This is a genomic window from Hydrogenophaga flava NBRC 102514 (assembly GCF_001571145.1).
GTDB classification, from domain to species: Bacteria; Pseudomonadota; Gammaproteobacteria; order Burkholderiales; family Burkholderiaceae_C; genus Hydrogenophaga; species Hydrogenophaga flava.
Genome location: NZ_BCTF01000010.1, coordinates 17,032 through 41,440, shown reverse-complemented (window position 1 = coordinate 41,440; position 24,409 = coordinate 17,032). Strand labels below are relative to the sequence as shown.

Genomic DNA, 24,409 nt, shown 5'->3' with positions numbered 1-24,409 from the left:
GCCAGACGCGACGGGAAAACGCCGCGGCGAGCGGAAGTGCACAGGTCGGGCGTCGGCTGTGGCAGAACGGCGACGCCCTCGTGGCCGGCACGGGTCAATAGGTAGAATCCCGGCCGATGTCGGTGGCTCGCAGGCCACCGCATGTTTTTCCCTCTTCATCTGTTGCGGCCCGCGATTCGGTCGTTGCGGGCGATCCACGATTTTATTTGGAGTCTTCTTGATGTCTTTCGCTCTTCATCGGGTGGCCCTGGCCGCCGCTCTGTTCACCGTCTCTTCCGTCGCCGCCGCCCAGACCGCCGGCATGACCACCGACCGCGACGGCAACACGGGCTACGCCACGCCCGAGGCCTGCGACGCCGCCATCCAGAGCGGCGCGGCCAAGTTCTACAAGCCCCAGACCAAGCAGAAGCCCAAGCTGCGCGCCGGTGAAGCCTCGGTGTCGCCGATGCTGCTCAAGGACCTGAGCCCCACCTACGCCAAGGGCGCCTGCGACAAGGGCGTGGCCACGGCCCGCGGCCGCGGCGGCGTGAGCAAGGCCCTGCAGGGCAAGTGGATCCCGTTCAGCCCGAACATGGAAGTCAACGCCTACAAGGACGCCAGCGGCAAGATCGTGCGCGTGACCATGCGCCAGTGCGACAACCACTTCTCCGACCTGCTGCCGCGCCCGACCCCGGTGGCCGCTCCGGCCCCGGTGCCCGCCGTGGTTCCCGCGCCCGCCCCAGTGGCGGCCGCGCCTGCGCCCGCTCCGGTCGCCCCGGCGCCGGTGCCCAAGGCCGCTGAAGTCGTGGCCTTCCCGTACGTGTTCGGCACCGTCGGCGCCCAGCGCGACCTGATCGGCAACGGCCCGATCGACGGCATCGCCCAGCACAACGACCACGACACCAAGCCCGCCCTGCAACTGGGCGCCGGCTACCAGTTCAACAAGCTCTGGGGTGCGGAAGCCTTTGCCCAGTTCGGCAGCGGCCACAACTTCGAGAACGGCCTGGAGTCCAAGGTCAGCGCCCTGGGCCTGCGCGGCACCGCCGGCACCGACCTGGGTGAAGCCACCCGCCTGTTCGGCAAGGCCGGCGTCGCCCGCGTGAAGCACAGCGACGCCGTCGAAGGCACGCAGACCCGCCCGACCCTGGGCCTGGGTCTGACCCACGCGTTCACCAAGAACCTGTCGCTGCGCAGCGACTTCGACGTCTTCCTGAAGAAGAGCTCGGACGAAGCCCGTTCGTGGAAAGAGCTGATGTACCTGGGCGTTGGCGTCCAGTACAACTTCAAGTGATGCCGGCGCTGGTGGCCTGAAGCCTCCGCCCGCACAGCAGAAAGGGCCCCGCGAGGGGCCCTTTTTCATTCTGGCAGCGGGTGGTGATCGCCACATTCAGGGCCGGGCGTCCCGGCCGACCGCCAGGCCGTGGCGGCGGGCGCGGTAGAGCAGGGTGGCGCGGGTGATGCCCAGCTGCCGGGCCGCAGCCGCCACGTTGCCGCCGGTGCGCTTGAGGGCGGCGGCGATCCACTGCTGTTCGGCGCCTTCCAGGGTCTGGCCGGGCACCTGCGCGGCCCCCACGGCGGTGCCTTCGGGGGTGCCCACCAGGCGCCCGCCCGCGACGCCTTCGGCGGGCAGCGAGAGCACGCCGTCACCCAGCTCTTCGCCACCCCGGAACAGCTGGTGCACGTCGATCAGCTCGCCGTCGTTGACCATGATCACCGCGCGCTCGATCAGGTTCTGCAGCTCGCGGATGTTGCCGGGGAACCCGTAGTTGAACAGGGCCTTGACGGCGCGCTGGCTGAAGCCGGGTACGTCGCGCTGGTAGCGCTCGCGGTAGTGGTGCAGGAAGTGCTGCATCAGCAGCGGGATGTCGTCGCGCCGCTCGCGCAGCGGCGGCAGGTGGATGGGGAAGACGTTGAGCCGGTAGAACAGGTCCTCCCGGAAGCGCCCCTGGCGCACCGCCTCGCGCAGGTTCTCGTTGGTGGCCGCCACCAGCCGCACGTCCACCCGCAGCGTCTTGGTGCCGCCCACCCGCTCGATCTCGCCTTCCTGCAGGGCACGCAGCAACTTGCCCTGCGCCACGAGGCTGAGGGTGCCGATCTCGTCCAGGAACAGCGTGCCGCCGTCGGCGCGTTCGAAGCGGCCCGGGCGCGAGGTGCCGGCCCCGGTGAAGGCGCCGCGCTCGACGCCGAACAGCTCGGACTCGATCAGGGTCTCGGGAATGGCGGCGCAGTTGATGGCGATGAAGGGCCGGCCGGCGCGGTCGCTGCTGCGGTGCAGGCTGCGCGCGAACATCTCCTTGCCGACGCCGGACTCGCCGGTGAACAGCACGGTGGCGGGGGTGGGGGCGACGCGGCGCACCATGTGGAAGGCGGCGTTGAAGGCGGACGAGGCGCCGACCAGGGTCGGGTCCTGCCCGCCCGTGGCCCCTTGCGTGGCCCACGGCCCCAGCGGCGCCGCCGCCGGCTCGGCGTCCGGCCCGTCCTCGCCCAGCTGCAGGTGGCGCAGGTCTTCCTCCGGGTCGTCCCAGAGCTCCACCGACTTGCCGATCACCCGGCATTGCGCGTCGCCGGCGGAGCGGCAGGCCACCTCGCGGAACAGGATCAGCCGGCCGAACAGCGTGCTCACATAGCCCGTGGCGTAGCCGGTCTGCATCCAGCAGGCGGGCGAGCCGCCGACGCCGTAGACCGCGATGTGCTCGTCGTCCTCGCTGGAGTTGTGCCAGAGGAATTCGCCCTGGTAGTCGCCGGTGGCGGCGTCGTAGCTCACGCGCACCACCTCCACCTTCACCACGCCCTCCAGCGCGTGCAGCCGGGTGCCGGCCACGGCCGCCACGGGCGGTTCGGCGTCGGGCCACTGGCGGCGCACCAGCTCGGCATCGCGCGCGCCGCTGAGATAACCCATGCGGGTCAGCAGGCCGCGCGCCTTGTCCAGGCCCATGGTCTCGATCAGCTCGCGGCGCAGCCCGCCCAGGGCCTCGGCGTGCATCAGCACCATGCGCTGGTCCTGCAGCCAGATGCGGCCGTCGCCGGGCGAGAAGAACAGGCATTCGCTCAGGTCGGCCACGGTCGGGTGGCTGCTGCCGTCGACCTGCTGCAGGTCGAAGCGCCACTGGCCGGAGAACGGCGCCTGGGCGGGCGGCACCGGCCGGGCGGCGCCGGTGGCGCGGTGAAGCTGGGCCAGGGAGATGCGGGGAGCGGGCATGGGACAACCAAAAATGAATGCAGACATTCAATGTTCGCATTCATGAATGTTTCTTTGCAGTGACGTTTTCCCGCAGTCACGCGGTCCGCAGGGCACTTTCCAGCGATCAGGGTTTGTCCGGAGCGCTCCCTCTGGTGCAGGGGCCCGGCGGACGTTCGCGACCGGTGCGGCGGCCGGCGACTGGTACGCCCGTTGCAAAGCACGGTGGGCACAGCCGGGGCGCACCCGGCACACAACCCTCAACCAAAGGAGACATCACATGGGTGTTGCGGAACACATCAACTGGGCCGACGCGGCCTGCTGGAACGGCACCGCCTTCGACGGCGGCTGGAGCACGCGCCTGGCCGTCAGCCAGGACGTGGTGGAGCCGGCGACCGGTCAGCCGCTGTGGCGCACCGGCGTGGCCAGTGGCGCCGACATGAGCGCCGCCATCGGCCGTGCCCACGCCGCACAGGCCGCCTGGGCCGCCACGCCGCCGCGCGACCGTGCGGCCATCCTGCTCAAGGCCGCCGCGCTGTTCGAGCAGCACTTCGACGAGCTGGCGCTGATGATTGCCCGCGAAACCGGCGGCATCATCCCCAAGGGCCAGCACGAGGTGCGCGAGGCCGTGGTGCTGTGCCGCCTGGCCGCCGCCCTGCCGATGCAGGCGCAGGGCCAGGTGCTGCCCAGCACACCGGGCCGCCTGTCGATCGCGCGCCGGGTGCCGCACGGCGTGGTGGGTGTGATCTCGCCCTTCAACTTCCCGCTGATCCTGAGCCTGCGCTCGGTGGCGCCCGCCCTGGCGCTGGGCAACGCGGTGGTGCTCAAGCCCGATGTGCGCACGCCCGCCAGCGGCGGTTTCATCATCGCGCGGGTGTTCCAGGAGGCGGGTCTGCCGGCCGGCGTGCTGCAGGTGCTGCCGGGCCACGCCGAGGCGGGCGAGGCCCTGGTGATCGATCCGAAGGTGCCCATGATCGCCTTCACCGGTTCGCCCGGCGTGGGGCGGCGCATCGGCGAGCTGGCCGGCAAACACCTCAAGAAGGTGTCGCTGGAGCTCGGCGGCGCCAACAACCTGATCGTTCTGGAAGACGCCGATCTGGACGCCGCCGCCAGCGCCGCCGCCTTCGGCGCCTGGTTCCACCAGGGCCAGATCTGCATGGCCAGCAACCGCGTGCTGGTGCATGCGTCCATCGCCGACAGTCTGAAGGCCCGCCTGGTCGGCAAGGCCACGCACCTGCCGGTGGGCGACGGCGCCAGCGGCCAGGTCGCCCTGGGCCCGCTGATCGACCAGAAGCAGCTGTCGCACTTCGACGCCGTCGTGCAGGACACCGTCAAGCAGGGCGCCACGCTGGAAGCCGGCGGCACGCACGAGGGCCTTTGCTACAAGCCCACGGTGCTCTCGGGTGTGAAGCCCGGCATGCGCAGCTTCGACGAGGAGCCCTTCGGCCCGGTGGTGAACCTGGTGACCTTCGGCTCGGACGACGAGGCGGTGGCCCTGGCCAACACCAGCCAGGGCGGGCTGGCCGCCGCGGTGATCAGCCGCGACGTGGGCCGCGCCATGGCCATCGGCGAGCGGCTGAACGCCGGCATGGTCCACATCAACGACCAGACCGTCAACGACGACTGCACCAACCCCTTCGGCGGCCCCGGCCTGGGTGGCAACGGCAGCGCGGTCGGTGGCCCGGCCGACATCGACGAGTACACGCGCTGGCAGTGGTGGACGGTCAAGGCCGCCCTGCCGCAGTACCCGTTCTGACCCCCACCACCACCCGGCGGGCGCCGGGTGGTGACCCCCCGGTTTTTCAACAGCACGGACCGGCGCCGCGATGCGCCGGCAGGAGACAAACATGACTGTTCAGACACCCCGTTCCGAGGGTGGCGCATCGCGCCGCCATGTTCTTTCCGCCGGCCTGGCCGCTGCAGGCCTTGGTGCCTTCCCTCTGCTCGCCCGCGCCCAGGGCCACACCCTGCGCATCGGCGTGGTCAGCCCGCGCTCGGGCCCGCTGGCCCTGTTCGGCGAGGGCGACGGCTTCGTGCTCGAGCAGGTGCGCAAGCAGCTGGCCGGTGGCATCGAGGCCGGCGGCAAGCGCTACGCCGTCGAGTTCATCGCCAAGGACACGCAGAGCAACCCGGTGCGCGCCGCCGCCATGGCCAAGGAGCTGATCAACAGCGACAAGGTGGACTTCGTGCTGTCCACCTCCACGCCCGAGACGGTGAACCCGGTGGCCGACGCCTGCGAGGCGGCTGGCGTGCCCGCGCTCTCGACCACCAGCCCCTGGGAGGCCTTCTATTTCGGCCGCGGCGCCAAGCCCGGCGAGCCCTCGCCTTTCAAGTGGACCTACCACTTCTGCTTCGGCGTGGGCAACTTCGCCAAGCTCTACACCGACCAGTGGAGCAAGGTGGAGACGAACAAGAAGGTGGGCATGCTGCTGCCCGCCGATGCCGACGGCAACGCCATCCGCGGCCTGCTGATTCCCGCGCTGCAGAAGGCCGGCTTCACCGTGGTCGACGCTGGCCCCTACCAGAACGGCCTGACCGACTTCTCTGCCCAGATCGCGATGTTCCGCAAGGAAGGCGTCGAGACATTCAACACCTTTCCGTTCCCGCCCGACTTCGCGGTGTTCTGGCGCCAGGCGGCCCAGCGCGGGCTGGCCAAGCAGGTCAAGGTGGTGCAGATGGCCAAGGCCGGTCTGTTCGCAGCCGAGCTCGAAGCGCTGGGCCAGCTGGGCCACGGCCTGCACGCGGGCGCCTACTGGCACCGCAGCTTTCCCTTCTCGTCGCCGGCCACCGGCCTGAGCAGCACGCAGCTGGCCGACGCCTACGAAAAGGCCAGCGGCAAGGCCTGGAACCAGCAGATCGGCGCCACCGCCTCGCTGTTCGACGCCGCCGTCGCCACGCTGCGCAGCGCCGCCGACCCGAAGGACCGCGCCTCGCTGGCGCAGGCCATGTCGCGCCTGAAGGCCGACACCGCGGTGGGTCCGGTCGACTTCACGGCCGGCCCGGTGCCCAACTGCGCCACCACCGGCCTGGTGGGCGTGCAGTGGTTGCGCGGCAAGGGCGGGGCCAACAAGTTCGGGCTGGAGATCGTCTCCAACGCCGACCACCCGAAGGTGCCGCTGACGGCTGCGATGAAGCCTTATCAGCTCGGGGCCTGAACGTGTCGGAGACCCTCATCCTCGAAGCCGAAGGCGTGTGCAAGCACTTCGGCCGCCTGCAGGTGCTGCACGGTGTGGACTTGCGCCTGCGCCGCGGCGAGGCGCTGGGGGTGGTCGGCCCCAACGGCGCCGGCAAGACCACGCTGTTCGGCGTGCTGGCGGGCACCCTGCCGGCCAGTGGCGGGCGCGTGGTGTTCGACGGCCAGGCCATCGACACCTGGGACGCCGCGCGCCGCTGCCGCGCCGGCATCGCGCGCACGCACCAGGTGCCGCGGCCCTTCCTGGGCCTGAGCGTGTACGAGAACACCCTGGTGGCCGCCCAGCACGGTGCCGCCCTGCGCGGGCATGAGGCCGAGGCGGCGGTGCGGCGCAGCCTGGAGCGCTGCGGGCTGGCGGACCTGAGCCAGCGCCCGGCGGCCAGCCTGGGCCTGATGGACCGCAAGCGGCTGGAGCTGGCGCGCGCGCTGGCCACACAGCCTCGCGTGCTGCTGCTCGACGAGATCGGCGGCGGCTTGACCGAGGCGGAACTGCACACGCTCTCGGCCCTGGTGGCCTCGCTGCGCGACGAGGGGCTGACGGTGGTCTGGATCGAGCACGTGCTGCACGCCCTGCTCAAGGTGGTGGACCGGCTGGTCTGCATGGACGCCGGCACCGTGCTGGCGCAGGGCGACCCGCACACGGTGATGGGCGACCCGCGGGTGGTCGAGGCCTATCTGGGCGGGGTGGCGGCATGAACCAGAACGATGCATGCCCCGTGCTGCTGGAGGCTCACCACCTCAGCGCCGGCCACGGCCAGTTGGTCGCGGTGCGTGAGGTCTCGCTGCAGTTGAAGGCCGGCGAGGTGGTGGCCCTGGTGGGTTCCAACGGCGCCGGTAAAACCACGCTGCTGCGCACCCTGGCGGGTGTGCACCCCGCCAGCGGGGGTAGCGTCCAGCTGGCCGGCGCCGACGTGACCGCGCTGCCGGCGCACCGCCGGGTGCAGCAGGGTCTGGCCCTGGTGCCCGAGGGCCGGCGCCTGTTCGCCGACATGACGGTGCGCGAGAACCTGCTGCTGGCCCAGGAGCACCGCGGCGGGCGGCGCGAGCCCAGCGCCGGCTGGACCATCGAACGGGTGGTGCAGGCGCTGCCCGCGCTGGCGCCCCTGATGAACCGGCCCGCCGGCGCGCTCTCGGGCGGCCAGCGGCAGGCCGCCGCCATCGCCCGCGCACTGATGACCAACCCGCGCGTGCTGCTGATCGATGAGGTCTCGCTGGGCCTGTCGCCGCGCGCGGTGGACGAGGTCTATGCCCACCTGGCCGAGCTGCGGCTGCAGGCCGGCACCACCCTGCTGCTGGTCGAGCAGGACCTGGGGCGCGCCATGGCCTTCGCCGACCGGGTGCTGTGCCTGCGCGAAGGCCGCATCGTGCTGGCCGCGCCCGCCGCCGGGCTCGACCGCCAGACCGTCACCGACGCCTATTTCGGCATGGAGCACGCCGCATGATCGACTCCCTCATTCAAGGCACCCTGCTGGGGGGCTACTACGCCGTGCTGGCGGCCGGACTCTCGCTGATGTTCGGCGTCATGCGCATCATCAACCTCACGCATGGCGACCTGGCCATGGCCGGCGCCTTCGGCGTGCTGTGGCTGGTGGGCCTGGGCTGGTCGCCCTGGCTCGCGGTGCTGGTCACGGTGCCCGCCATGGGCGCGGTCGGCATGCTGCTGCAGAAGTGGGTGCTGGCGCGCACGCTGCGCTCGGGCGTGCTGCTGCCGCTGCTGGTGACCATGGGCCTGGGCGCGCTGATCCAGAACGGCCTGTATGGCCTGTTCGGCTCCGAGTCGCGCTCGCTGGCCGATGCGCTGGGTGAGCTGTCCTGGGCCAGCTGGACGCTGCCGGGCGACGTCGTCGTCGGCCAGTTGCCGGTGCTGACCCTGGTGCTGGGTGTGGCGGTGCTGGCCGGGCTGCAGCTGCTGCTGAACAAGACGCGGCTGGGCCGTTCCATCCGCGCCGCCTCGTCCGACGCCGAGGCCGCCGCCCTGTGTGGGGTGGACGCGGCCGGCGTGCACCGCGCCGCCGCGGCCATCTCGGTGGCGCTGGCGGCGCTGGCCGGCGCCATGCTGGCCACCCGCGCCACCATCGAACCCTATGGCGGGCCGCTGCTGCTGATCATGGCGTTCGAGGCGGTGGTCATCGGCGGCATCGGCTCGCTCTGGGGCACGTTGCTGGGTGGCGTGCTGCTGGGTCTGGCACAGAGCTTCGGAGCGCTGGTCTCGCCCCAGGGATTCCAGCTGGGCGGGCACCTGCTGTTCCTGGCGGTGCTGGGCGGCCGGCTGTGGAGCCAGCACCGGCACGGCCTGGGGCTGTCGGTCTGGCCCGTGGCGCGGCGCCCGGCGGCCGCGCCCACGGGGGTGGCCAAGACCCTGGAGGCGCAGCCATGAAACACCAATTCTCATGGACGCTGGCCGCCGCCCTGGCGCTGGCCGCGCTGCCCCTGTTCCTGGGGGCCAATGCCATCGACAAGCTCACCACGTTGTTCATCTTCATGCTGCTGGCGTCCACCTGGGGACTGCTGGCGGGGCAGGCGGGGCTGGTATCGGTCGGCCAGCAGGCCTTCTTCGGTCTCGGCGCCTACTTCGCCTTGCGGCTGGTCGACGGCGGCTGGGCCGCCTACCCGGCGCTGTTCGCGGGTGCCGTGGGCGCGGCGCTGGTGGCCTGGGGCCTGTCCTTCTTCGTGCTGCGGCTCAAGGACGGCGAGTTCGCCATCGCCACCTGGGTGGTGGCCGAGGTGATCCGCATCGGCGTGATGCTCGACCCGCTGGTGCAGGGCGAGACCGGGACCTCGTTGATCGCGCTCAATGCGGTCGAACCCGAGCTGCGCCGCAACCTCGGCTTCTGGATGGCGCTGGGCTCGCTGGTGCTCATGCTGCTCGTCACCGCCTGGCTGCTGCGCAGCGCGGTCGGCACCGCCACCCGCGCCATCGGCGAAGACGACGAGGCGGCGGCCTCGCTGGGCGTGCGCGTCACGCCCACGCGGCGCCGGGTCTATGTGCTGGCGTCCTTCGGCGCGGCGCTGGCCGGCGTGGCCTGGCTGGCCTCGGCCATCACCTTCCTGCCGCGCACCAACTTCGGCGTGCAGTGGTCGGTGCTGATGCTCTTCATGGCCCTGGTCGGCGGCCTGCGCAGCCAGTGGGGGCCGCTGCTCGGCGCGCTGCTGCTGTTCGTGCTGCAGGAAAGCCTGGGCCACCTGGGCGCCTGGTACCTCGCCGGCATCGGCGTGGTGGCCGCGGTCTTTGCGCTGTGGCTGCCGCGCGGGCTGGCCGGCGTCTGGGACGACTGGCGCGCCCGTCAGGCCGCCACGCCCGCCACCGATCCCTCCCTTTCCATCCCCAACCTCCCAAGGAGTTCCACACCATGAGCGTGCAAGGCAAAACCATCGTCATCACCGGCGTCAGTTCGGGCATCGGCAGCGACACCGCCAAGCTGCTGCGCCTGCAGGGCGCCCGCGTGATCGGCGTCGACCGCAACGACCCCATGCTGACCCTGGACGGCTTCGTCAAGGCCGACCTGTCCACACCCGCGGCCATCGACGCCGCTATCGCCCAGCTGCCCGAACGCATCGACGCGCTGTGCAACATCGCCGGTGTGCCGGGCACGGCGCCGGTGGACCTGGTGGCCAAGGTCAACTACCTGGGCTTGCGCCACCTCACCCTGGGCCTGCTGGACCGCATGTCCGGCGGCAGCGTGGTCAACATCTCGTCCATCCTGGGTGCCGAGTGGCCGGCCCGGCTGGAGCCGCACCGCGCGCTGGGGCAGACCGCCTCGTTCGCCGACGGCCAGGCCTGGCTGGACCAGCACCCGGTGCCGCAGGAGACCTGCTACCAGTACTTCAAGGAAGCGCTGATCGTCTGGACCTACACCCAGTCGCAGCCGATCTTCATGCAGCACAACGTGCGCATGAACTGTGTGGCGCCCGGCCCGGTGTTCACCCCCATCCTGGGCGACTTCGTGCAGATGCTGGGCAACGAGCGCGTGGAGAAGGACGCCCACCGCATGAAGCGCCCCGCCTTCAGCGACGAGGTGGCGCCGGTGATCGCCTTCCTGTGCAGCGACGCCTCGCGCTGGGTCAGCGGCATCAACCTGCCGGTGGACGGCGGGCTGGCCTCCACCTACATCTGAGCGGAGACGGGCGTGCGGTCGCTTCCCTCTGTACGGTCGGCCTGGCGCTGGATGGCCGGCGCGCTGCTGGCTGCCGCCTGCGCCACGGTGGCGCTGGCCCAGAGCGACCGCCCCATCCGCGTGGGCGCGGTGAGCGCGCTGGGCGTTCAGGCGGGCTTTCCTGAGTCCTCTCAGGCGGCGCGGCGCTACTTCGACGCCGTCAACGCCGCCGGCGGGGTGAACGGCCGGCGCATCGAATACGTGTCGCTGGACGAAGGCCCCAACCCGCAGACCGCGGCCAGCGCCGCGCGCCGGCTGATCGCCGACCCCGAGGTGGTGGCCCTGGTCGGTGGTTCGGGCCTGTTCGACTGCCCGGTCAACGCCGCCGCCTACGCGGCCGCCGGCCTGGTGTCGCTGCAGGGAGCCTCGGTGGCGCCCGAATGCTTCGCGTCGTCGCACATCGTGCCCATGAACAACGGGCCTTACCTGGGTCTGGAGAACGCCGTCGCCTATGCGGTGGAGCAGCTCAAGCAGCAGCGGGTCTGCCTGACGGTCCTGGACCTGCCCGGCATGGCCAGTGGCTACCAGCGCGCGCTGGCCCGGCTCAAGCCGGCCCTCAAGGCCGCGCTGGACGATGTGGCCTTCATCGCACCCGACGCCGACTTCGCCGCCGCCGTCCGCGAACGCCTGGCGCGCCGCTGCGGTGCCATCGTGTTCACCGGCCACGAGCCCACCGTGCTGCGCTGGCTGGACGAGGCGCAGAAGCAGGGCCTTGGCGAGGTCGACTGGATCTTCCTCACCCCGGCCTACACCGACCGGGTGGCCAAGGCCATTCGCGACCCCCAGGCGCGCATGCACGCCATGGCCGAGTTCGAGCCCTGGCAGAGCGCCTCGCTGGCGATGCTGGACTGGAAGCGCGTGATGCGCGAGGGCAACCTCCCGCTGAGTGCGCTGTCGCAGGGCGGTTATGTCTCGGCGCAGCTGTTCGTGCGTGTGGCGCGTGGGATCAATGGCCCCGTCTCCCGCGCCTCGTTCACCCAGGCCCTGCGCGAGCTGCCGCCGACCCCGCTCTCGTTCCTGGGCATGCCCTTCCATGTGGGGCCCGCCCAGGCCCACGCGCCCAACCGCGCCAGCCTGCCCGTCGTCTGGCGCAACGGGCTCTGGAAGATCGCCGCCCCCGTCTGGATCCAGGCGCCGCCCCTGGCCGCCGGCCCACCTTGAACACCGATTTTTTTCAACCCGAGTTCTTTCAACCACAAGAGGAGACTGTATGAACAAGACGACCCTGTCCCTGGCCGCCCTGGCCCTGCTGAGCGCCACTTCGGCGAGCTTCGCCACCGAAGGCGGCGGATCGAGCTACCCCGTCGGCGCCGAGAACCACCTGGCCGGTGCGGCACCGCCCCCCGGCGTCTACGTGCTGGAGTACGTGAACGTGTACAGCGCCGACCGCCTCAACGACGGCCAGGGCAACGCCGTGCCGGTGCCCGGCTTCAAGGTCCGGGCCACCGCCGCGGCGACGCGCATCGCCTGGTCCACGCAACAGCCCCTGCTGGGCGGGAATGTGGTGGCCCACGCCATCCTGCCGCTGGTCAGCGTGAAGGTCAGCGCCACAGGGCAGAGCAACTCGGCCTCGGGCCTCGGGGATGTGAGCCTGGGCACCGGCGTGGCCTGGCACCACTCGCCGCAGCTGCACAGCGTGCTGGCGCTGGACCTGGTGCTGCCGGTTGGCAAGTACGACGCCGCGAAGCCGGTGAACATCGGCCGCAACTACGCCGCCCTGCAACCGGCCTATCTGGTGTCCCGGATCGACCCGGCCGGGTTCAACGCCGACGCCAAGATCGGCATGAGCTTCAACCGGACCAACAAGGACACGGGTTACCGCTCGGGCACCGAACTCAACATCGACTACGCGCTGGGCTGGGGCCTGGGCAACGGGTGGGTGGTGGGCGTGGGCGGCCACCTCTACCAGCAGCTGAGCGATGACCGGCAACACGGCGAGACCGTTCGCGGCAACAAGGGCCGCTCCTACGCCCTCGGCCCGAACCTGAAGTACGACAGCGGCAAGGGCTGGTTCATCACCGCCAAGCTGAGCAAGGAGTTCTCGGTGCGCTCGCGCACCGAGGGCACCTCGTTCTGGATCAAGACCACCATTCCCTTCTGAAGGAGCGCCCATGGCTGAACAGTTCGCCCACATCGACGGCACCCGGGTGCGCTACCGCGACAGCGGGGGCGCCGGCCCTGCCGTGCTGATGACGCACGGCATTGGCGAGTCGCTGGAGTTCTGTCACCGGCAGTTCGACACGCTGGGCCAGTCCCTGCGCCTGATCGCCTGGGACCTGCCCGGCCATGGGCTGTCGGACGAGCGGGCGGACGCCATGAGTCTGGAAGGCCAGGCCGCGGTGGCCTGGCGGTTGCTCGATCATCTGGGCGTGGACCGGGCCCACCTGGTGGGCAACTCACTGGGCGCGGCCATGTCCCTGCGCATGGCCGCCCAGGTGCCGGCGCGCGCGGCGTCGCTGCTGCTGGCCAATTCGGCCGCCCTGGGGGCCGAGGTGTTCGGCGCCTTCCGGCTCATGACGCTGCCGCTGCTGGGGGAGCTGATGAACAAGCCAGGGCCGAGCGCGGTGGCGCAGCAGATCAAGGCCATCGTGCACCGCCCTGAAGCGATCACCCCCGAGGTCCGGGCCGCGATCGAGCGCAACGTGCAGCGGCCGGGCGGCGGCCGGCATTTCCTGGCCCTGCTGCGCGGGCTCACCTCGCTGCGCGGGCAGCACGCCGGGGTGTGGCAGCGCTCGCACGACATCCTGCGTCAACTGCCGGGTCTGCCCGTGCTGATCGTGCATGGCGAACACGATGTGGTTTTGCCGGTGGCGCATTCGCGCCGTGCGCACACGCTTGCTAGCGGGTCGGAGCTGGTGGTGCTGGCCGACTGCGGGCACACGCCGCAGCTGGAACAGCCGGCGCGGTTCGACCGCCTGCTTCAGGCCTTGGTCAGCAGCTCGACCATCCCGTAGTTCCTGGCGATGAAACCCGACTCTTCAAGGGTCTTGAGCGCCTTGTTGGCGCTCTGGCGGCTGATGCCCATCATCTGGGCGATCACTTCCTGGGGGACCTTGACATGCCGTTGGGGCGTGACCCGGCTGCCGTAGCCCGACGCGATCCGTTCGAGCCGCTTGAGGATGCGCTGCTCCAGCGACAGAAAGGCGGCTTCCTGCAGCACGTCCAGGGCCACGCGCAGCTTGGCGCTGGCCAGAATCCCGATGTGCCGCCAGTGCTGCGGGTGGGCGTTCAGCCACTCTTCCAGCCCGGGGCCGTCCACGCAGTGCACCTCGGCCTCTGCGTTGGCGTGGGCGGAAAAATGGCGTGGACCCCGGTCGAGCGTGGCCATCTCGCCAAACCACTGCACCGGCTCCACCTGGGACAGCACAGAAACCTTGCCTTCCTGGTTGATGTTGCTGACCAGAACAGCCCCTTGCAGCACACAGAACAGCCCCTGGTCCTGGTCTCCCACGCGGAAGAGGGGCTCGCCATGCGCCAGCCGTCGGGACCGACCGAGCCTGATGAGCGCCGTCTGCAGTTCTTCAGGACACGCCTGAAACCAGCGGTCGGCGCAGAGGGCGCGCCGGAGTGTGACTGTTTTCATAAAAGCATGAACAGAGAATTAAAGACATGTACGGGATAGTCCGTAAATTGTCCAAAGTTTGACAGTCGAACTAAGTTGGCTTGGGCAAAGTGGGTGCACTGGTCAAGCAATGTAGTTCTTAGGTGGTATGGGTCGATGCCCCAGGCTCATTGCGATGAATGGTCAATCTAACGGGATGACGAGGTCCTGCAGCAATGGAATTGAACCCGAATCACGTGCTTGTTGTGGGTCGTCAGAGAGGCGCCGTCCAGATGGGACAGGCCTTGCGGGCGGCGGGCGTGTCCGTGACGTTTCTGGCCAGCGTGGACGGTGGGACGGTCGGGATGGGGTCACCGACGGACCGTTCTGGCGATGCGGCGGACCTGGTGCTGTTCGGTGTGGACCCGGACCGCGCGGTCGGTGAGGCCCAGCGGCTGGAGCGTCTGGTGGCGCCCGGAACGCCGGTCATCGCCCTGCTGCCCGGAATCCGGCGTCTGGCATGGACCGCGAACGCAGCCCCCGGGCTTCAGTGGATCCGCTGCGTGTTCCGGCCCGGCGCGGTGGCCCCTCAGCCGCCGGTCACTGGCGGGCCGGTGACGCCCTTGCTGTACCTCACCGCCAACAGCCGCCTGGCGCTGTGGCAGGGCTGTTTCGAGCGGGCAGGGTACGCGGTGGATCTGAGGCCGGACATGCGGGCGGTGCAATGGGGCCAGACGCTGCTGCAGCTGGCCGCGCTGTGCGTGCTGGTCTCGGGGCGGTCGATGGAGGACTGGCTCGGGAGCCGCTCGGGCCGGACCGAGCTGGCCAGGCTCTGGGAAGAAACGCTGGACCTGTTGAAGCTGTCCGGCGTGGAGCCGGTGCCGATGCTCGGCATGCCCTGGCGGGTCGCTTCCATGTTGCTGAAGATGGGCGACGCGCCCTTCTCCTGGCTGGCCGGGCGGCATTTCCTGGCGGCGCGGGCGGAAATCGCGGGCCACATTCCCTCCAGGGGCGCCCAGCTGGAGCTGCTGCTCGACGCCAGCTGCGGGGAGGTGATGCGCCTGGCCATCGGTGTGGGTGAAGACGCGCCCTGCGCGGTCCGGCTGGCGGAGCAACTCACCGAGCTGTACCGGGTGGCCTTCCACGGCGCGGACGCCTCGCTGGCCTGGGACCTCTGATGATGAGCATGGAAACCCGTCAGCTGCTGCGCTCCACCACCCGGCCTCCCGACCAGCTGTCGAGATTCGCGTCGCATCAGGAGGTGATGGACCGGCTGGCGGGCGACATGGACAACCTGGTGGTGGCCGTGCTGGACGACCTGAGCTACGAAATCATCAAGGCGTACGGAAACAAGCTGCCCAGCAACTGTCTTGAATGGATCGGCACCACGGCGACCAACAACGTTCGCAGGCTGGCCAGGGTGATCTACGCCGGGGAGTCCGCCCACCGCATGAAGCTCGACGAGTTCCGCGCCAACAGCCGACCCGAATCGATCCGCTTTCTCGCCGTGTGCTGGCTGCGTCCGCAGATGGAACGCAAGTTCGGGCCATTGCCACTTTCTGTGGACAGGGTGTTGACCCCGAAGCTCACGCTGCGCAGTGGTGCGCTGTGAACTGGGCCCACCGGTGCTCGGGGGCGAGCCTCAATGTGGTGGCCCCACCGGCGGCGCCGGCCTGATCACCACTGCCCGCTTTCCATCCGGATCGCGACCTCGCAGTCCTCGAAGATCTCCAGCTTGGCGATCTTCACCCGCACGCCGATCACGCCGGGCAGCTGCATCAGCCGCCGCGTGAGCTTGCCGATCAGGCTCTCCAGCAGGTTGACGTGTTCGGCGGTGCACTCGTCGATGATGATCTGGCGCACCTTGCGGTAGTCCAGCACGTGGCTGATGTCGTCGTCGTGCGGCAGCAGGGGCTGGGTGCCCTGGTTGAGCTCGGCGTCCACCTGGATGGGCTGCGGGCTGGTCTTCTCGTGCTCCAGGATGCCCAGGTTGGCGTCGAAGCGCAGCCCGGTGAGCGTGAGGATCTGGGTGCCGGCGTAGTTCGGGGTGTTCATGGGCGTCCGCCTCACATCATCGAAAAGTCGCGCTCGAAGCGCATCAGGTGCTGGCCGCCGTCGACCAGCAGCGTGGTGCCGGTGATGGACCGGTTGTGCAGCGCGAAGGCCACGGTGGCGGCCACGTCTTCCGGGGTGGACGAGCGGCCCAGCGGCGACTGCCGGTGCAGCGCCTGGAACTTCTCGTCCGACAGCAGGTGGCTGGTGAGCGTCAGGCCCGGCGCCACGCCCACCACGCGCACGCGCGGCGCCAGCGCCAGCGCCAGCATGCCGGTGGCCGCTTCGAGCGCCGCCTTGGAGAGGGTGTAGCTCAGGAAGTCCGGGTTGAGGTTCCAGAGCTTCTGGTCCAGCAGGTTGACCACCGCGCCGTCCGCATCGCGCGCGCCCAGGTGCTCGTGCAGCGCCTGCGCCAGCAGGATGGGCGCGCCGGTGTTGCTGCGCAGGTGGGTTTCCATGCTGGCAAAACCGAAGCTGGTGACGTCGTCGTGTTCGAACAGCGAGGCGCTGTTGACGACAGCGTCAACCGCGCCGAAGTGCGCCACCACGGCCGGCAGCAGGGCACGCACCGCGGACTCGTCGGCCAGGTCGGCGCCGAAGGTGGCGGCGCTGCCCGCGCGGCCGGTGAGCGCGTCGCAGTCGCGCGCGGTCTGCCCGGCTTCGGCGGCCGACTGCCGGAAGTGCACAGCCACGTTCCAACCGGCGCGGGCCAGCGTGAGCGCGATCTCGCGGCCCAGGCGCTTGCCGGCACCGGTGACCAGCGCGGTGCGGACGGGGTTCGGGGGGAGGGGGGCAGTTCCGGACATGGTGGGCGGTCGATCCTGGACAATCGGCGTGTGAACATCGACACAGTGAACCAGCCCGGCAGTGTAACGAGCGCCCTGCGTGAACGCGTGGCCGAGGCCATCCGCGAGGCCGGTGGCTGGCTGCCCTTCGACCGCTTCATGGCCATCGCCCTGTACGAGCCGGGGCTGGGCTACTACGCCAACGCCACGCCGAAGTTCGGTCAGATGCCCGAGGGCGTGGCCGGCCAGGGCAGCGACTTCGTGACCGCGCCCGAGCTCTCGCCGCTGTTCGGCCACACCCTGGCGCGCCAGGTGGCGCAGGCGCTGGCCGCCACGGGCACCGACGAGGTCTGGGAGTTCGGCGCCGGCACCGGCGCGCTCGCACTGCAGCTGCTGGACGCGCTCACGGCGCTGGGCCAGGCGCCGCGCCGCTACACCATCGTCGACCTCTCGGGCAGCCTGCGCGAGCGCCAGCAGGCCACGCTGGCACGCCATGCGGACCGTGTGGTCTGGGCCGACCGGCTGCCCGCGGTGTTCGACGGCGTGGTGATCGGCAACGAGGTGCTGGACGCGATGCCGGTGCAGCTGCTGCGCCGCGTGGGCGGGCAGGACGACGGCACTTGGCACGAGCGCGGTGTGGCGCTGGCGGACGGCGTCAGCCTGGCCTGGGCCGACCGGCCGACCGCGCTGCGGCCACCGCTGGACATCGAAGGCCCGCACGACTACCTGACCGAAATCCACCCGCAGGGCGAGGCCTTCGTCCGCACGCTGGCCGAACGCCTGGTGCGCGGCGCGGCCTTCTTCATCGACTACGGCTTCCCCGAAGCCGAGTACTACCATCCGCAGCGCCACATGGGCACGCTGATCTGCCACCGCGCGCACCGCAGCGACGATGACCCGCTGACCGACCTGGGCCTCAAGGACATCACCGCGCACGTCAACTTCACCGGCATCGCGCTGGCCGCGCAGGACGCCGGCATGGCGGTGCTGGGCTACACCTCGCAGGGGCGCTTCCTGATCAACTGCGGCCTGCTGGAGGTGGCGAAGGACGCCGGCCCGCGCGAGAACGCCATGCTCTCCAAGCTGGTCAATGAGCACGAGATGGGCGAGCTGTTCAAGGTGATCGGCCTGGCACCGGCGCCCAGTGCGGAAGGCTGGGATCCCATCGGCTTCTCTGCGGGCGACCGCACCCACCGCCTGTAGGAGCCGCCGTGATCCGCTGGATGATCGTCATCTTCCTGGCCCTGCTGCTGATCAGCTGGTTCACGCCGCTGCTGCACAAGCTGGGTTTCGGCAAGCTGCCGGGCGACCTGCGCTTCAAGGCCTTCGGCCGCGAGTGGTTCATACCGCTGACCACCACCATCCTGCTGAGCTTCATCGCCAGCCTGATCGGCCAGCTGATCTGAGCGTCCGTCGCATACCCGGCGGGGTGTCTCTTGAAGTGGTGCAGGCGGTCCCCATCTGCCCGCAAACCCCTGGAGCCTGCCCATGACCGTCGCCACCGAATCCCTGCACGTCGTCTGCCCGCACTGCCACACCACCAACCGCGTGGCGCCGGCCGATCTGTCGGCCACGCCCGATTGCGGCAAGTGCCACCGCCCGCTGTTCGATGGCCACCCGGTCGCGCTGGACGAGGCGGCGTTCGAGAAGCACATCGCGCGCTCGCAGCTGCCGGTGCTGGTGGATTTCTGGGCGCCCTGGTGCGGCCCCTGCCGCATGATGGCGCCGCAGTTCGAGGCCGCGGCCAGACAGCTGGAGCCCCATGTGCGCCTGGCCAAGGTCAACACCGAAGAGGCGCAGGCGCTGGGCGCGCGGCTCAACATCCGCAGCATCCCGACGCTGGCGCTGTTCGTGAACGGCCGCGAGGTGGCGCGCCAGCCGGGCGCCATGGGCGCCGCCGACATCGTGCGCTGGACCCGCTCGCACCTGGGCTGAAGCCCCCGCAAGGGGCAGGGCGGCTGTAATTTGGTTACAGCTCCGGCATAATTCCGGGACCTTTTCCGGAACCGACGCCATGCTCCAGACCCCATCCGACACCGCCCGGCTGCTGGCCGACATCGGCGGCACCAACGCCCGTTTCGCCTGGCAGGCCGCGCCCGGCGCGCCCATCACCGATGTAAAGGTGCTGCCCGGCGCGCACTACCCCACGCTGCAGGCCGCCATGCACGCCTACCTCGACGGGCTGGGCCGCGGAGCACCCGCGGCGGTGGCCATCGCGATTGCCAACCCGATCACCGGCGACATGGTCCGCATGACCAACCACGACTGGGCCTTCTCCCAGTCCGCCCTCAAGGCCGAGTTCGGCCTGCGCACGCTGCGCCTGCTCAATGATTTCACCGCCCTGGCCCTGGCCCTGCCGGACCTGCCGGCGGCCGAGCTGCGCCAGGTCGGTGGCGGCAAAGCCGTGCCCGGCGTGGCCATGGGCCTGGTCGGCGCCGGCACCGGGCTGGGTGTCTCCGGCCTGCTGCCCGACGGCCACGGCGGCTGGGTGCCGCTCGAAGGCGAGGGCGGTCACGTCACGCTGCCGGCGACCACGGCGCGCGAGCGCACCGTCATGGACGGCCTGATCCGCCGCTACGGCCACGCCTCGGCCGAGCGCGTGTGCTGTGGCCAGGGGCTGGTGGACACCTGCGCCATCCTCTGCGAGGCCGACGGTGTGGCGGCGCAGGGCCTGGACAGCGCCAGCGCGGTGAGCGAGGCCGCGCTCAAGGCCGGCCACCCGCAGGCGCTGGAAACGCTGAATATCTTCTGCGCCATGCTCGGTTCGGTGGCCGGCAACCTGGCGCTGACGCTGGGCGCGCGCGGCGGCGTGTACGTGGGCGGCGGCATCGTGCCCCGCCTGGGGGCCTGGTTCGATGCATCGCCGTTCCGCGAGCGTTTCGACAACAAGGGCCGCTTCACCGGCCTGCTGCAGGGCATGCCGGTCTGGGTCATCACCTCGGCCCAGTCGCCCGCGCTGCTGGGCGCGGCCCGCGCGCTGGACGGCCACCGCTGAAACTTTGTCACCAGCGAAGGGGCGGGCAGGGACTTCGGGTTTCTGCGGATGTAATATTTCTTTAATTAAAGATAAATTACAGACATCCGGCGGCATGGTGCCGCTCTGGATGGTTCCGCGCCGTGCACGCCCTCGCGTGCGGCGTCCCTTCTTTACTGGAGACATGATGATGAAACTGTCGAAACTCGCTGCCGCCGCCGCCTTCGTGATGGCCGGCTCCGCCGCCATCGCCGGCGAGGTGGAAGTGCTGCACTGGTGGACCTCGGGCGGTGAGGCCAAGTCGGTCGGCGAGCTCAAGAAGATCATGCAGGGCAAGGGCCACACCTGGAAGGACTTCGCCGTGGCCGGCGGCGGTGGCGATGCCGCCATGACCGTCCTGAAGAGCCGCGTCGTCGCCGGCAACCCGCCCGCCGCCGCCCAGATCAAGGGCCCGGGCATCCAGGAATGGGCGAACGAAGGTGTGCTGGCCAACCTGGACGCCGTCGCCAAGGCCGAGAAGTGGGACAGCCTGCTGCCCGGCGTGGTCGCCGACGTGATGAAGTACAAGGGCAACTACGTCGCCGCGCCGGTGAACGTGCACCGCGTCAACTGGATGTGGGCCAACGCCAATGTGCTGAAGAAGGCCGGTGTGGCCAACGCCCCCAAGACCTGGGACGAGTTCTTCGCCGCCGCCGACAAGGTCAAGGCCGCCGGCCTGATCCCCGTGGCCCACGGTGGCCAGAACTGGCAGGACTTCACCACCTTCGAATCGGTGGTGCTGGGCGTCGGTGGCGCCAAGTTCTACCAGGACGCCCTGGTCAAGCTCGACCAGAAGGCCCTGACCAGCCCGACCATGACCAAGTCGCTGGAAACCTTCCGCAAGATCAAGTCCTACACCGACCCCGCCGCCCCGGGCCGCGACTGGAACCTGGCCACGGTCATGGTGATCCAGGAAAAGGCCGCCTTCCAGTTCATGGGTGACTGGGCCAAGGGCGAGTTCACCGCCGCCGGCAAGGTGCCGGGCAAGGACTACATCTGCGCCGCTGCCCCGGGCACGGGCAACGCCTACACCTTCAACGTCGACTCGTTCGCGATGTTCAAGCTCAAGGACGCCTCCGCCCAGAAGGCCCAGGGCGACCTGGCCGCTGCCATCATGGGCAACGAGTTCCAGGAAGTCTTCAACCTGAACAAGGGCTCCATCCCGGTCCGTCTGGGCATGAAGATGGACAAGTTCGACGACTGCGCCAAGCTCTCCAGCAAGGACTTCGTCGACACCGCCAAGAGCGGTGGCCTGGTGCCCTCGATCGCCCACGGCATGGCCGTCAGCCCGGCCGCTGAAGGCGCCATCAAGGACGCCGTCAGCCAGTTCTGGAACGACGACAAGATCTCGGTTGCCGACGGTGTGAAGAACATCGCCAAGGCCGCGACCACCAAGTAAGCCCCGTCCGGAGCCTCGCCCGGCCTTCGCCCGCCCCGCCACCGGGGTGGGTGGGGACGGGTGTTGCCCGCCGGGCGCCTGCCACCCCTTTTTCAGCTTCACCATGCGTCACTACACAGGCTTTCGTCGCGCGTGTGCACCGCTGCTGGCATCGCTGCTGCTGGCCACCGGCTCCGGTGTCCGGGCGGGTGAGGTCGAGGTGCTGCACTACTGGACCTCGGGCGGCGAGGCCAAGTCGCTGGCCGAGCTCAAGGGCCTGATGGCGCAGCGCGGCCACAGCTGGAAAGACTTCGCGGTGGTGGGCGGCGGCGGGCAGAACGCCATGGACGTGCTCAAGGCGCGTGTGCTGGCGGGCAACCCGCCGGCCGCGGCCAACATCAAGGGGCCGGCGATCCAGGAGTGGGCGGCGCTGGGCGCGTTGACCAACCTCGACGCCATGGCCTCCTTTGACCGCTGGGACGAGGTGCTGCCCAAGGTGGTGGCCGACCAGATGAAGCACAAGGGCCGCTACGTGGCCGTGCCGGTCAACGTGCACCGGGTGAACTGGCTCTGGGCCAACGCCGAGGTGCTGCGCCAGGCGGGCGTGAACGAGGCGCCGCGCAATTTCGACGAATTCTTCAAGGCCGCCGACAAGGTGCGCGCGGCCGGCCTGATCGCCTTGGCCCACGGTGGCCAGGACTGGCAGGACTTCACCACCTTCGAGTCGGTGGTGCTGGGCGTGGGCGGTGCGAAGTTCTACGACGCGGCCCTGGTGAAGCTGGATACGCAGGCCCTGGGCAGCGACACCATGCGCCGTTCGCTCGACACCTTCCGGCGCCTGCGCGGCTATGTCGATGCAGCCTCGCCCGGCCGCGACTGGAACGCCACCACCGACCTGGTCATCAAGGGCAAGGCCGGCTTCCAGTTCATGGGCGACTGGGCCAAGGGCGAGTTCCTCGCCGCCGGCCAGCAGCCGGGCAAGGACTTCCGCTGCTTCCCCGCGCCGGGCACGGCCGAAGCCTTCACCTACAACGTCGATTCTTTCGCCATGTTCCAGCTCAAGGCCTGGGAGGCACAGAAGGCGCAGGGCTACCTGGCCTATCTGCTGATGGGGCAGGACTTCCAGGAGCGTTTCAACCTGCGCAAGGGCTCGATCCCGGTGCGGCAGAACGTGGCCATGGACAAATTCGACGAATGCGCCAAAGTCTCTGCCCAGGACTTTGGCAAGACCGCCAAGGCCGGCACCCTGGTGCCCTCGGTGGCCCACGGCATGGCACTCGCCCCGGGGCAGCAGGCGCAGATGCGCAAGCTGGTCTCGGATTTCTGGAACAACCCGCAGATGTCGGTGAATGACGCACAGAAACAACTGCTGGCCCTGGCGGCCGGCCCACAGAAGTCCCTGCAATGAAATCCTTTGAAAACCTGCTGCCCAAGCTGGTGATCGCACCGGGCTTCGTGCTCGGCTTTGCCTTCATCTACGGGCTGATGATCTGGAACGGCGTGCTGTCGATGACCGGCTCGCGCATGCTGCCCAACTACGAGAACTTCGTGGGCCTGGAGCAGTACGCGCAGCTGTGGTCCATGGACCGCTGGTACGTGGCGCTCAAGAATCTGGGCATCTTCAGCGTGCTCTACGTCGGCGGCTCGATGCTGGTCGGCATGATCCTGGCGATCTTCCTGGACCAGAAGATCCGCGCCGAAGGCTGGCTGCGCACCATCTACCTCTACCCCATGGCGCTGTCGTTCATCGTGACCGGTACGGCCTGGAAGTGGATCCTCAACCCCAGCGACGGCCTGCAGAAACTGATGCACGACCTGGGCTGGACCTCGTTCAATTTCGACTGGCTGGTGCAGTCCGACTACGCCATCTACTGCGTGGTGATCGCGGGCATCTGGCAGTCGGCCGGCTTTGCGATGGCGCTGTTCCTGGCCGGCCTGCGCGGCATCGACGACAGCATCATCAAGGCCGCGCAGATCGACGGCGCCTCGCTGCCGCTGATCTACTGGCGCATCATCCTGCCGATCCTGCGCCCGGTGGTGTTCTCCACCATCCTGGTGCTGTCGCACCTGTCGATCAAGAGCTTCGACCTGGTGATGGCGCTGACGGCCGGCGGCCCCGGTTACGCGACCGACGTGCCGGCCACCTTCATGTACACCATGAGCTTCACGCGCGGCCAGATCGGCCTGGGCGCGGCCAGCGCCACCATGATGCTGGCGACCGTGGCGGCCATCGTGGTGCCCTACCTCTACAGCGAACTGCGGAGCAAGCCCCATGACCGCTAAATCCCTGACCTTCGGCCGCGTGTTCACCTACGGCCTGCTGCTGGTGGCGGCGCTGTTCTTCCTGGCGCCGCTGTACGTGATGGTCGTCACCTCGTTCAAGGACGCCGACCAGCTGCGCGCAGGCAACCTGCTGAGCCTGCCGACCTCGCTCAACCTGGACGCCTGGCACCTGGCCTGGAACACCGCATGCACGGGTGTCGACTGCCGCGGCCTCAAGCCCTATTTCATGAACTCGGTGTTCATGGCGGTGCCGGCGGTGCTGATCTCCACCGCCTGGGGTGCGCTCAACGGCTACGTGCTCTCGATGTGGAAGTTCCGCGGTTCGGAGGTGCTGTTCGGCTTCCTGCTGTTCGGCGTGTTCATGCCCTTCCAGGTGGTGCTGCTGCCCATGAGCCAGGTGCTGGGCTGGCTGGGCCTGTCCAGCTCCATCGGCGGGCTGGTGCTGGTGCACTGCCTGGCGGGCATGGCCGGCACGACGCTGTTCTTCCGCAACTACTACACGGCCGTGCCGCGCGAGCTGGTGAACGCCGCGCGCATCGACGGCGCAGGCTTCTGGCGCATCTTCCTGCGCATCGTGCTGCCAATGTCCACGCCCATCCTGATGGTGACGCTGATCTGGCAGTTCACCAACATCTGGAACGACTTCCTGTTCGGCGTGGCCTTTAGCGGCGCCGACAGCAAACCGGTGACCGTGGGCCTGAACAACATGGCCAACACCACCAGCAGTGTCAAGAACTACAACGTGGACATGGCCGCGGCGATCATCGCCGGCCTGCCCACCATGCTGGTCTACGTCCTCGCGGGCCAGTACTTCGTCAAGGGTCTGACGGCCGGCGCCGTCAAAGGTTGAAAC

General features: G+C 69.6%; 25 protein-coding genes. 21 read left to right on the top strand and 4 right to left on the bottom strand.

Annotation, left to right across the window (positions count from 1 at the left end; genetic code table 11):
• Positions 1 to 220: 220 nt before the first annotated feature.
• Complete coding sequence (locus HFL01S_RS10400) at positions 221 to 1,270, top strand: outer membrane protein (protein WP_084383206.1); 1,050 nt, start codon at positions 221 to 223, stop codon at positions 1,268 to 1,270.
• Positions 1,271 to 1,366: 96 nt separating this feature from the next.
• Here the strand turns inward: HFL01S_RS10400 and HFL01S_RS10395 are convergent, their stop codons facing one another.
• On the bottom strand, positions 1,367 to 3,178 hold the full coding sequence (locus HFL01S_RS10395; protein WP_066258084.1) for a sigma-54-dependent Fis family transcriptional regulator: 1,812 nt from the start codon (positions 3,176 to 3,178) through the stop codon (positions 1,367 to 1,369).
• A 259-nt stretch (positions 3,179 to 3,437) separates the two neighbouring features.
• On the opposite strand from HFL01S_RS10395, the gene HFL01S_RS10390 reads away from it, so the two are divergent.
• The 10 genes from HFL01S_RS10390 to HFL01S_RS10345 all read left to right on the top strand — a co-directional run bounded on the left by HFL01S_RS10390 (position 3,438) and on the right by HFL01S_RS10345 (position 13,458).
• Positions 3,438 to 4,913 carry a benzaldehyde dehydrogenase gene (locus HFL01S_RS10390; RefSeq protein WP_066258083.1) on the top strand — a complete coding sequence of 492 codons (1,476 nt, stop codon included), beginning with the start codon at positions 3,438 to 3,440 and terminating at the stop codon, positions 4,911 to 4,913.
• Positions 4,914 to 5,004: 91 nt separating this feature from the next.
• Positions 5,005 to 6,312 (top strand): ABC transporter substrate-binding protein, encoded by a 1,308-nt coding sequence (locus HFL01S_RS10385; protein ID WP_066258081.1) that lies wholly within the window; start codon positions 5,005 to 5,007, stop codon positions 6,310 to 6,312.
• Between the two features lie 2 nt (positions 6,313 to 6,314).
• Positions 6,315 to 7,046 carry an ABC transporter ATP-binding protein gene (locus tag HFL01S_RS10380; RefSeq protein ID WP_157538834.1) on the top strand — a complete coding sequence of 244 codons (732 nt, stop codon included), beginning with the start codon at positions 6,315 to 6,317 and terminating at the stop codon, positions 7,044 to 7,046.
• A complete protein-coding gene (locus HFL01S_RS10375; protein ID WP_066258079.1) occupies positions 7,043 to 7,792 on the top strand; it encodes an ABC transporter ATP-binding protein in 750 nt (249 codons plus the stop codon). The genes HFL01S_RS10380 and HFL01S_RS10375 overlap by 4 nt, the downstream gene beginning before the upstream one ends.
• Entirely contained in the window at positions 7,789 to 8,727 is a 939-nt protein-coding gene (locus HFL01S_RS10370; protein ID WP_066258077.1) for a branched-chain amino acid ABC transporter permease, read from the top strand. Before HFL01S_RS10375 ends, HFL01S_RS10370 begins: the two co-directional genes overlap by 4 nt.
• Complete coding sequence (locus HFL01S_RS10365) at positions 8,724 to 9,704, top strand: branched-chain amino acid ABC transporter permease (protein WP_084383205.1); 981 nt, start codon at positions 8,724 to 8,726, stop codon at positions 9,702 to 9,704. The genes HFL01S_RS10370 and HFL01S_RS10365 overlap by 4 nt, the downstream gene beginning before the upstream one ends.
• The gene (locus HFL01S_RS10360; protein ID WP_066258075.1) at positions 9,701 to 10,465 is read left to right on the top strand and encodes a coniferyl-alcohol dehydrogenase; all 765 of its coding nucleotides are present in this window, start codon (positions 9,701 to 9,703) and stop codon (positions 10,463 to 10,465) included. The genes HFL01S_RS10365 and HFL01S_RS10360 overlap by 4 nt, the downstream gene beginning before the upstream one ends.
• A 12-nt stretch (positions 10,466 to 10,477) precedes the next feature.
• On the top strand, positions 10,478 to 11,665 hold the full coding sequence (locus tag HFL01S_RS10355) for an ABC transporter substrate-binding protein (protein WP_157538833.1): 1,188 nt from the start codon (positions 10,478 to 10,480) through the stop codon (positions 11,663 to 11,665).
• 49 nt (positions 11,666 to 11,714) lie between these two features.
• Positions 11,715 to 12,605: a SphA family protein gene (locus HFL01S_RS10350; protein WP_066258071.1), complete on the top strand. Its 891-nt coding sequence runs from the start codon at positions 11,715 to 11,717 to the stop codon at positions 12,603 to 12,605.
• Positions 12,606 to 12,615: 10 nt separating this feature from the next.
• Entirely contained in the window at positions 12,616 to 13,458 is an 843-nt protein-coding gene (locus HFL01S_RS10345; protein WP_066258069.1) for an alpha/beta fold hydrolase, read from the top strand.
• Here HFL01S_RS10345 and HFL01S_RS10340 read toward each other — a convergent pair.
• On the bottom strand, positions 13,425 to 14,087 hold the full coding sequence (locus HFL01S_RS10340) for a Crp/Fnr family transcriptional regulator (RefSeq protein WP_084383204.1): 663 nt from the start codon (positions 14,085 to 14,087) through the stop codon (positions 13,425 to 13,427). The two genes, HFL01S_RS10345 and HFL01S_RS10340, sit on opposite strands and share 34 nt — an antisense overlap.
• Before the next feature lie 251 nt (positions 14,088 to 14,338).
• On the opposite strand from HFL01S_RS10340, the gene HFL01S_RS10335 reads away from it, so the two are divergent.
• Positions 14,339 to 15,223 (top strand): hypothetical protein, encoded by an 885-nt coding sequence (locus HFL01S_RS10335; RefSeq protein WP_157538832.1) that lies wholly within the window; start codon positions 14,339 to 14,341, stop codon positions 15,221 to 15,223.
• Positions 15,224 to 15,231: 8 nt separating this feature from the next.
• Positions 15,232 to 15,657, top strand: coding sequence for a hypothetical protein (locus HFL01S_RS10330; RefSeq protein WP_157538831.1), 426 nt, complete (start codon positions 15,232 to 15,234; stop codon positions 15,655 to 15,657).
• Between the two features lie 65 nt (positions 15,658 to 15,722).
• Here HFL01S_RS10330 and HFL01S_RS10325 read toward each other — a convergent pair whose 3' ends face one another.
• Both HFL01S_RS10325 and HFL01S_RS10320 read right to left on the bottom strand, forming a co-directional pair.
• The gene (locus tag HFL01S_RS10325; protein WP_066258064.1) at positions 15,723 to 16,100 is read right to left on the bottom strand and encodes a dihydroneopterin aldolase; all 378 of its coding nucleotides are present in this window, start codon (positions 16,098 to 16,100) and stop codon (positions 15,723 to 15,725) included.
• Positions 16,101 to 16,111: 11 nt separating this feature from the next.
• Positions 16,112 to 16,903 carry an SDR family oxidoreductase gene (locus HFL01S_RS10320; protein WP_066258062.1) on the bottom strand — a complete coding sequence of 264 codons (792 nt, stop codon included), beginning with the start codon at positions 16,901 to 16,903 and terminating at the stop codon, positions 16,112 to 16,114.
• 36 nt (positions 16,904 to 16,939) lie between these two features.
• Between HFL01S_RS10320 and HFL01S_RS10315 the strand changes: the two genes are divergently transcribed.
• The 8 genes from HFL01S_RS10315 to HFL01S_RS10280 all read left to right on the top strand — a co-directional run bounded on the left by HFL01S_RS10315 (position 16,940) and on the right by HFL01S_RS10280 (position 24,406).
• Positions 16,940 to 18,085 (top strand): class I SAM-dependent methyltransferase, encoded by a 1,146-nt coding sequence (locus HFL01S_RS10315; protein ID WP_066258277.1) that lies wholly within the window; start codon positions 16,940 to 16,942, stop codon positions 18,083 to 18,085.
• 8 nt (positions 18,086 to 18,093) lie between these two features.
• Complete coding sequence (locus HFL01S_RS10310) at positions 18,094 to 18,288, top strand: DUF2905 domain-containing protein (RefSeq protein WP_066258060.1); 195 nt, start codon at positions 18,094 to 18,096, stop codon at positions 18,286 to 18,288.
• Between the two features lie 82 nt (positions 18,289 to 18,370).
• Complete coding sequence (gene trxC, locus HFL01S_RS10305; RefSeq protein WP_066258059.1) at positions 18,371 to 18,817, top strand: thioredoxin TrxC; 447 nt, start codon at positions 18,371 to 18,373, stop codon at positions 18,815 to 18,817.
• Positions 18,818 to 18,896: 79 nt separating this feature from the next.
• Complete coding sequence (glk, locus tag HFL01S_RS10300; protein WP_066258058.1) at positions 18,897 to 19,877, top strand: glucokinase; 981 nt, start codon at positions 18,897 to 18,899, stop codon at positions 19,875 to 19,877.
• A 166-nt stretch (positions 19,878 to 20,043) separates the two neighbouring features.
• Positions 20,044 to 21,294 carry an ABC transporter substrate-binding protein gene (locus HFL01S_RS10295; RefSeq protein WP_066258056.1) on the top strand — a complete coding sequence of 417 codons (1,251 nt, stop codon included), beginning with the start codon at positions 20,044 to 20,046 and terminating at the stop codon, positions 21,292 to 21,294.
• Positions 21,295 to 21,397: 103 nt separating this feature from the next.
• Positions 21,398 to 22,681, top strand: a complete 1,284-nt coding sequence (locus tag HFL01S_RS10290) for an ABC transporter substrate-binding protein (RefSeq protein WP_066258054.1) — start codon at positions 21,398 to 21,400, stop codon at positions 22,679 to 22,681.
• Complete coding sequence (locus tag HFL01S_RS10285) at positions 22,678 to 23,556, top strand: carbohydrate ABC transporter permease (protein ID WP_066258052.1); 879 nt, start codon at positions 22,678 to 22,680, stop codon at positions 23,554 to 23,556. The genes HFL01S_RS10290 and HFL01S_RS10285 overlap by 4 nt, the downstream gene beginning before the upstream one ends.
• Positions 23,546 to 24,406 (top strand): carbohydrate ABC transporter permease, encoded by an 861-nt coding sequence (locus tag HFL01S_RS10280; protein WP_066258051.1) that lies wholly within the window; start codon positions 23,546 to 23,548, stop codon positions 24,404 to 24,406. The genes HFL01S_RS10285 and HFL01S_RS10280 overlap by 11 nt, the downstream gene beginning before the upstream one ends.
• Positions 24,407 to 24,409 lie beyond the last annotated feature (3 nt).

Bases quoted from the DNA above. Each gene is read 5' to 3' on its own strand.
- HFL01S_RS10400 (WP_084383206.1), top strand. From the start codon at position 221: ATGTCTTTCGCTCTTCATCGGGTGGCCCTGGCCGCCGCTCTGTTCACC.
- HFL01S_RS10395 (WP_066258084.1), bottom strand. From the start codon at position 3,178: ATGCCCGCTCCCCGCATCTCCCTGGCCCAGCTTCACCGCGCCACCGGC.
- HFL01S_RS10390 (WP_066258083.1), top strand. From the start codon at position 3,438: ATGGGTGTTGCGGAACACATCAACTGGGCCGACGCGGCCTGCTGGAAC.
- HFL01S_RS10385 (WP_066258081.1), top strand. From the start codon at position 5,005: ATGACTGTTCAGACACCCCGTTCCGAGGGTGGCGCATCGCGCCGCCAT.
- HFL01S_RS10375 (WP_066258079.1), top strand. From the start codon at position 7,043: ATGAACCAGAACGATGCATGCCCCGTGCTGCTGGAGGCTCACCACCTC.
- HFL01S_RS10370 (WP_066258077.1), top strand. From the start codon at position 7,789: ATGATCGACTCCCTCATTCAAGGCACCCTGCTGGGGGGCTACTACGCC.
- HFL01S_RS10365 (WP_084383205.1), top strand. From the start codon at position 8,724: ATGAAACACCAATTCTCATGGACGCTGGCCGCCGCCCTGGCGCTGGCC.
- HFL01S_RS10360 (WP_066258075.1), top strand. From the start codon at position 9,701: ATGAGCGTGCAAGGCAAAACCATCGTCATCACCGGCGTCAGTTCGGGC.
- HFL01S_RS10350 (WP_066258071.1), top strand. From the start codon at position 11,715: ATGAACAAGACGACCCTGTCCCTGGCCGCCCTGGCCCTGCTGAGCGCC.
- HFL01S_RS10345 (WP_066258069.1), top strand. From the start codon at position 12,616: ATGGCTGAACAGTTCGCCCACATCGACGGCACCCGGGTGCGCTACCGC.
- HFL01S_RS10340 (WP_084383204.1), bottom strand. From the start codon at position 14,087: ATGAAAACAGTCACACTCCGGCGCGCCCTCTGCGCCGACCGCTGGTTT.
- HFL01S_RS10335 (WP_157538832.1), top strand. From the start codon at position 14,339: ATGGGACAGGCCTTGCGGGCGGCGGGCGTGTCCGTGACGTTTCTGGCC.
- HFL01S_RS10330 (WP_157538831.1), top strand. From the start codon at position 15,232: ATGGAAACCCGTCAGCTGCTGCGCTCCACCACCCGGCCTCCCGACCAG.
- HFL01S_RS10325 (WP_066258064.1), bottom strand. From the start codon at position 16,100: ATGAACACCCCGAACTACGCCGGCACCCAGATCCTCACGCTCACCGGG.
- HFL01S_RS10320 (WP_066258062.1), bottom strand. From the start codon at position 16,903: ATGTCCGGAACTGCCCCCCTCCCCCCGAACCCCGTCCGCACCGCGCTG.
- trxC (WP_066258059.1), top strand. From the start codon at position 18,371: ATGACCGTCGCCACCGAATCCCTGCACGTCGTCTGCCCGCACTGCCAC.
- glk (WP_066258058.1), top strand. From the start codon at position 18,897: ATGCTCCAGACCCCATCCGACACCGCCCGGCTGCTGGCCGACATCGGC.
- HFL01S_RS10295 (WP_066258056.1), top strand. From the start codon at position 20,044: ATGATGAAACTGTCGAAACTCGCTGCCGCCGCCGCCTTCGTGATGGCC.
- HFL01S_RS10290 (WP_066258054.1), top strand. From the start codon at position 21,398: ATGCGTCACTACACAGGCTTTCGTCGCGCGTGTGCACCGCTGCTGGCA.
- HFL01S_RS10285 (WP_066258052.1), top strand. From the start codon at position 22,678: ATGAAATCCTTTGAAAACCTGCTGCCCAAGCTGGTGATCGCACCGGGC.
- HFL01S_RS10280 (WP_066258051.1), top strand. From the start codon at position 23,546: ATGACCGCTAAATCCCTGACCTTCGGCCGCGTGTTCACCTACGGCCTG.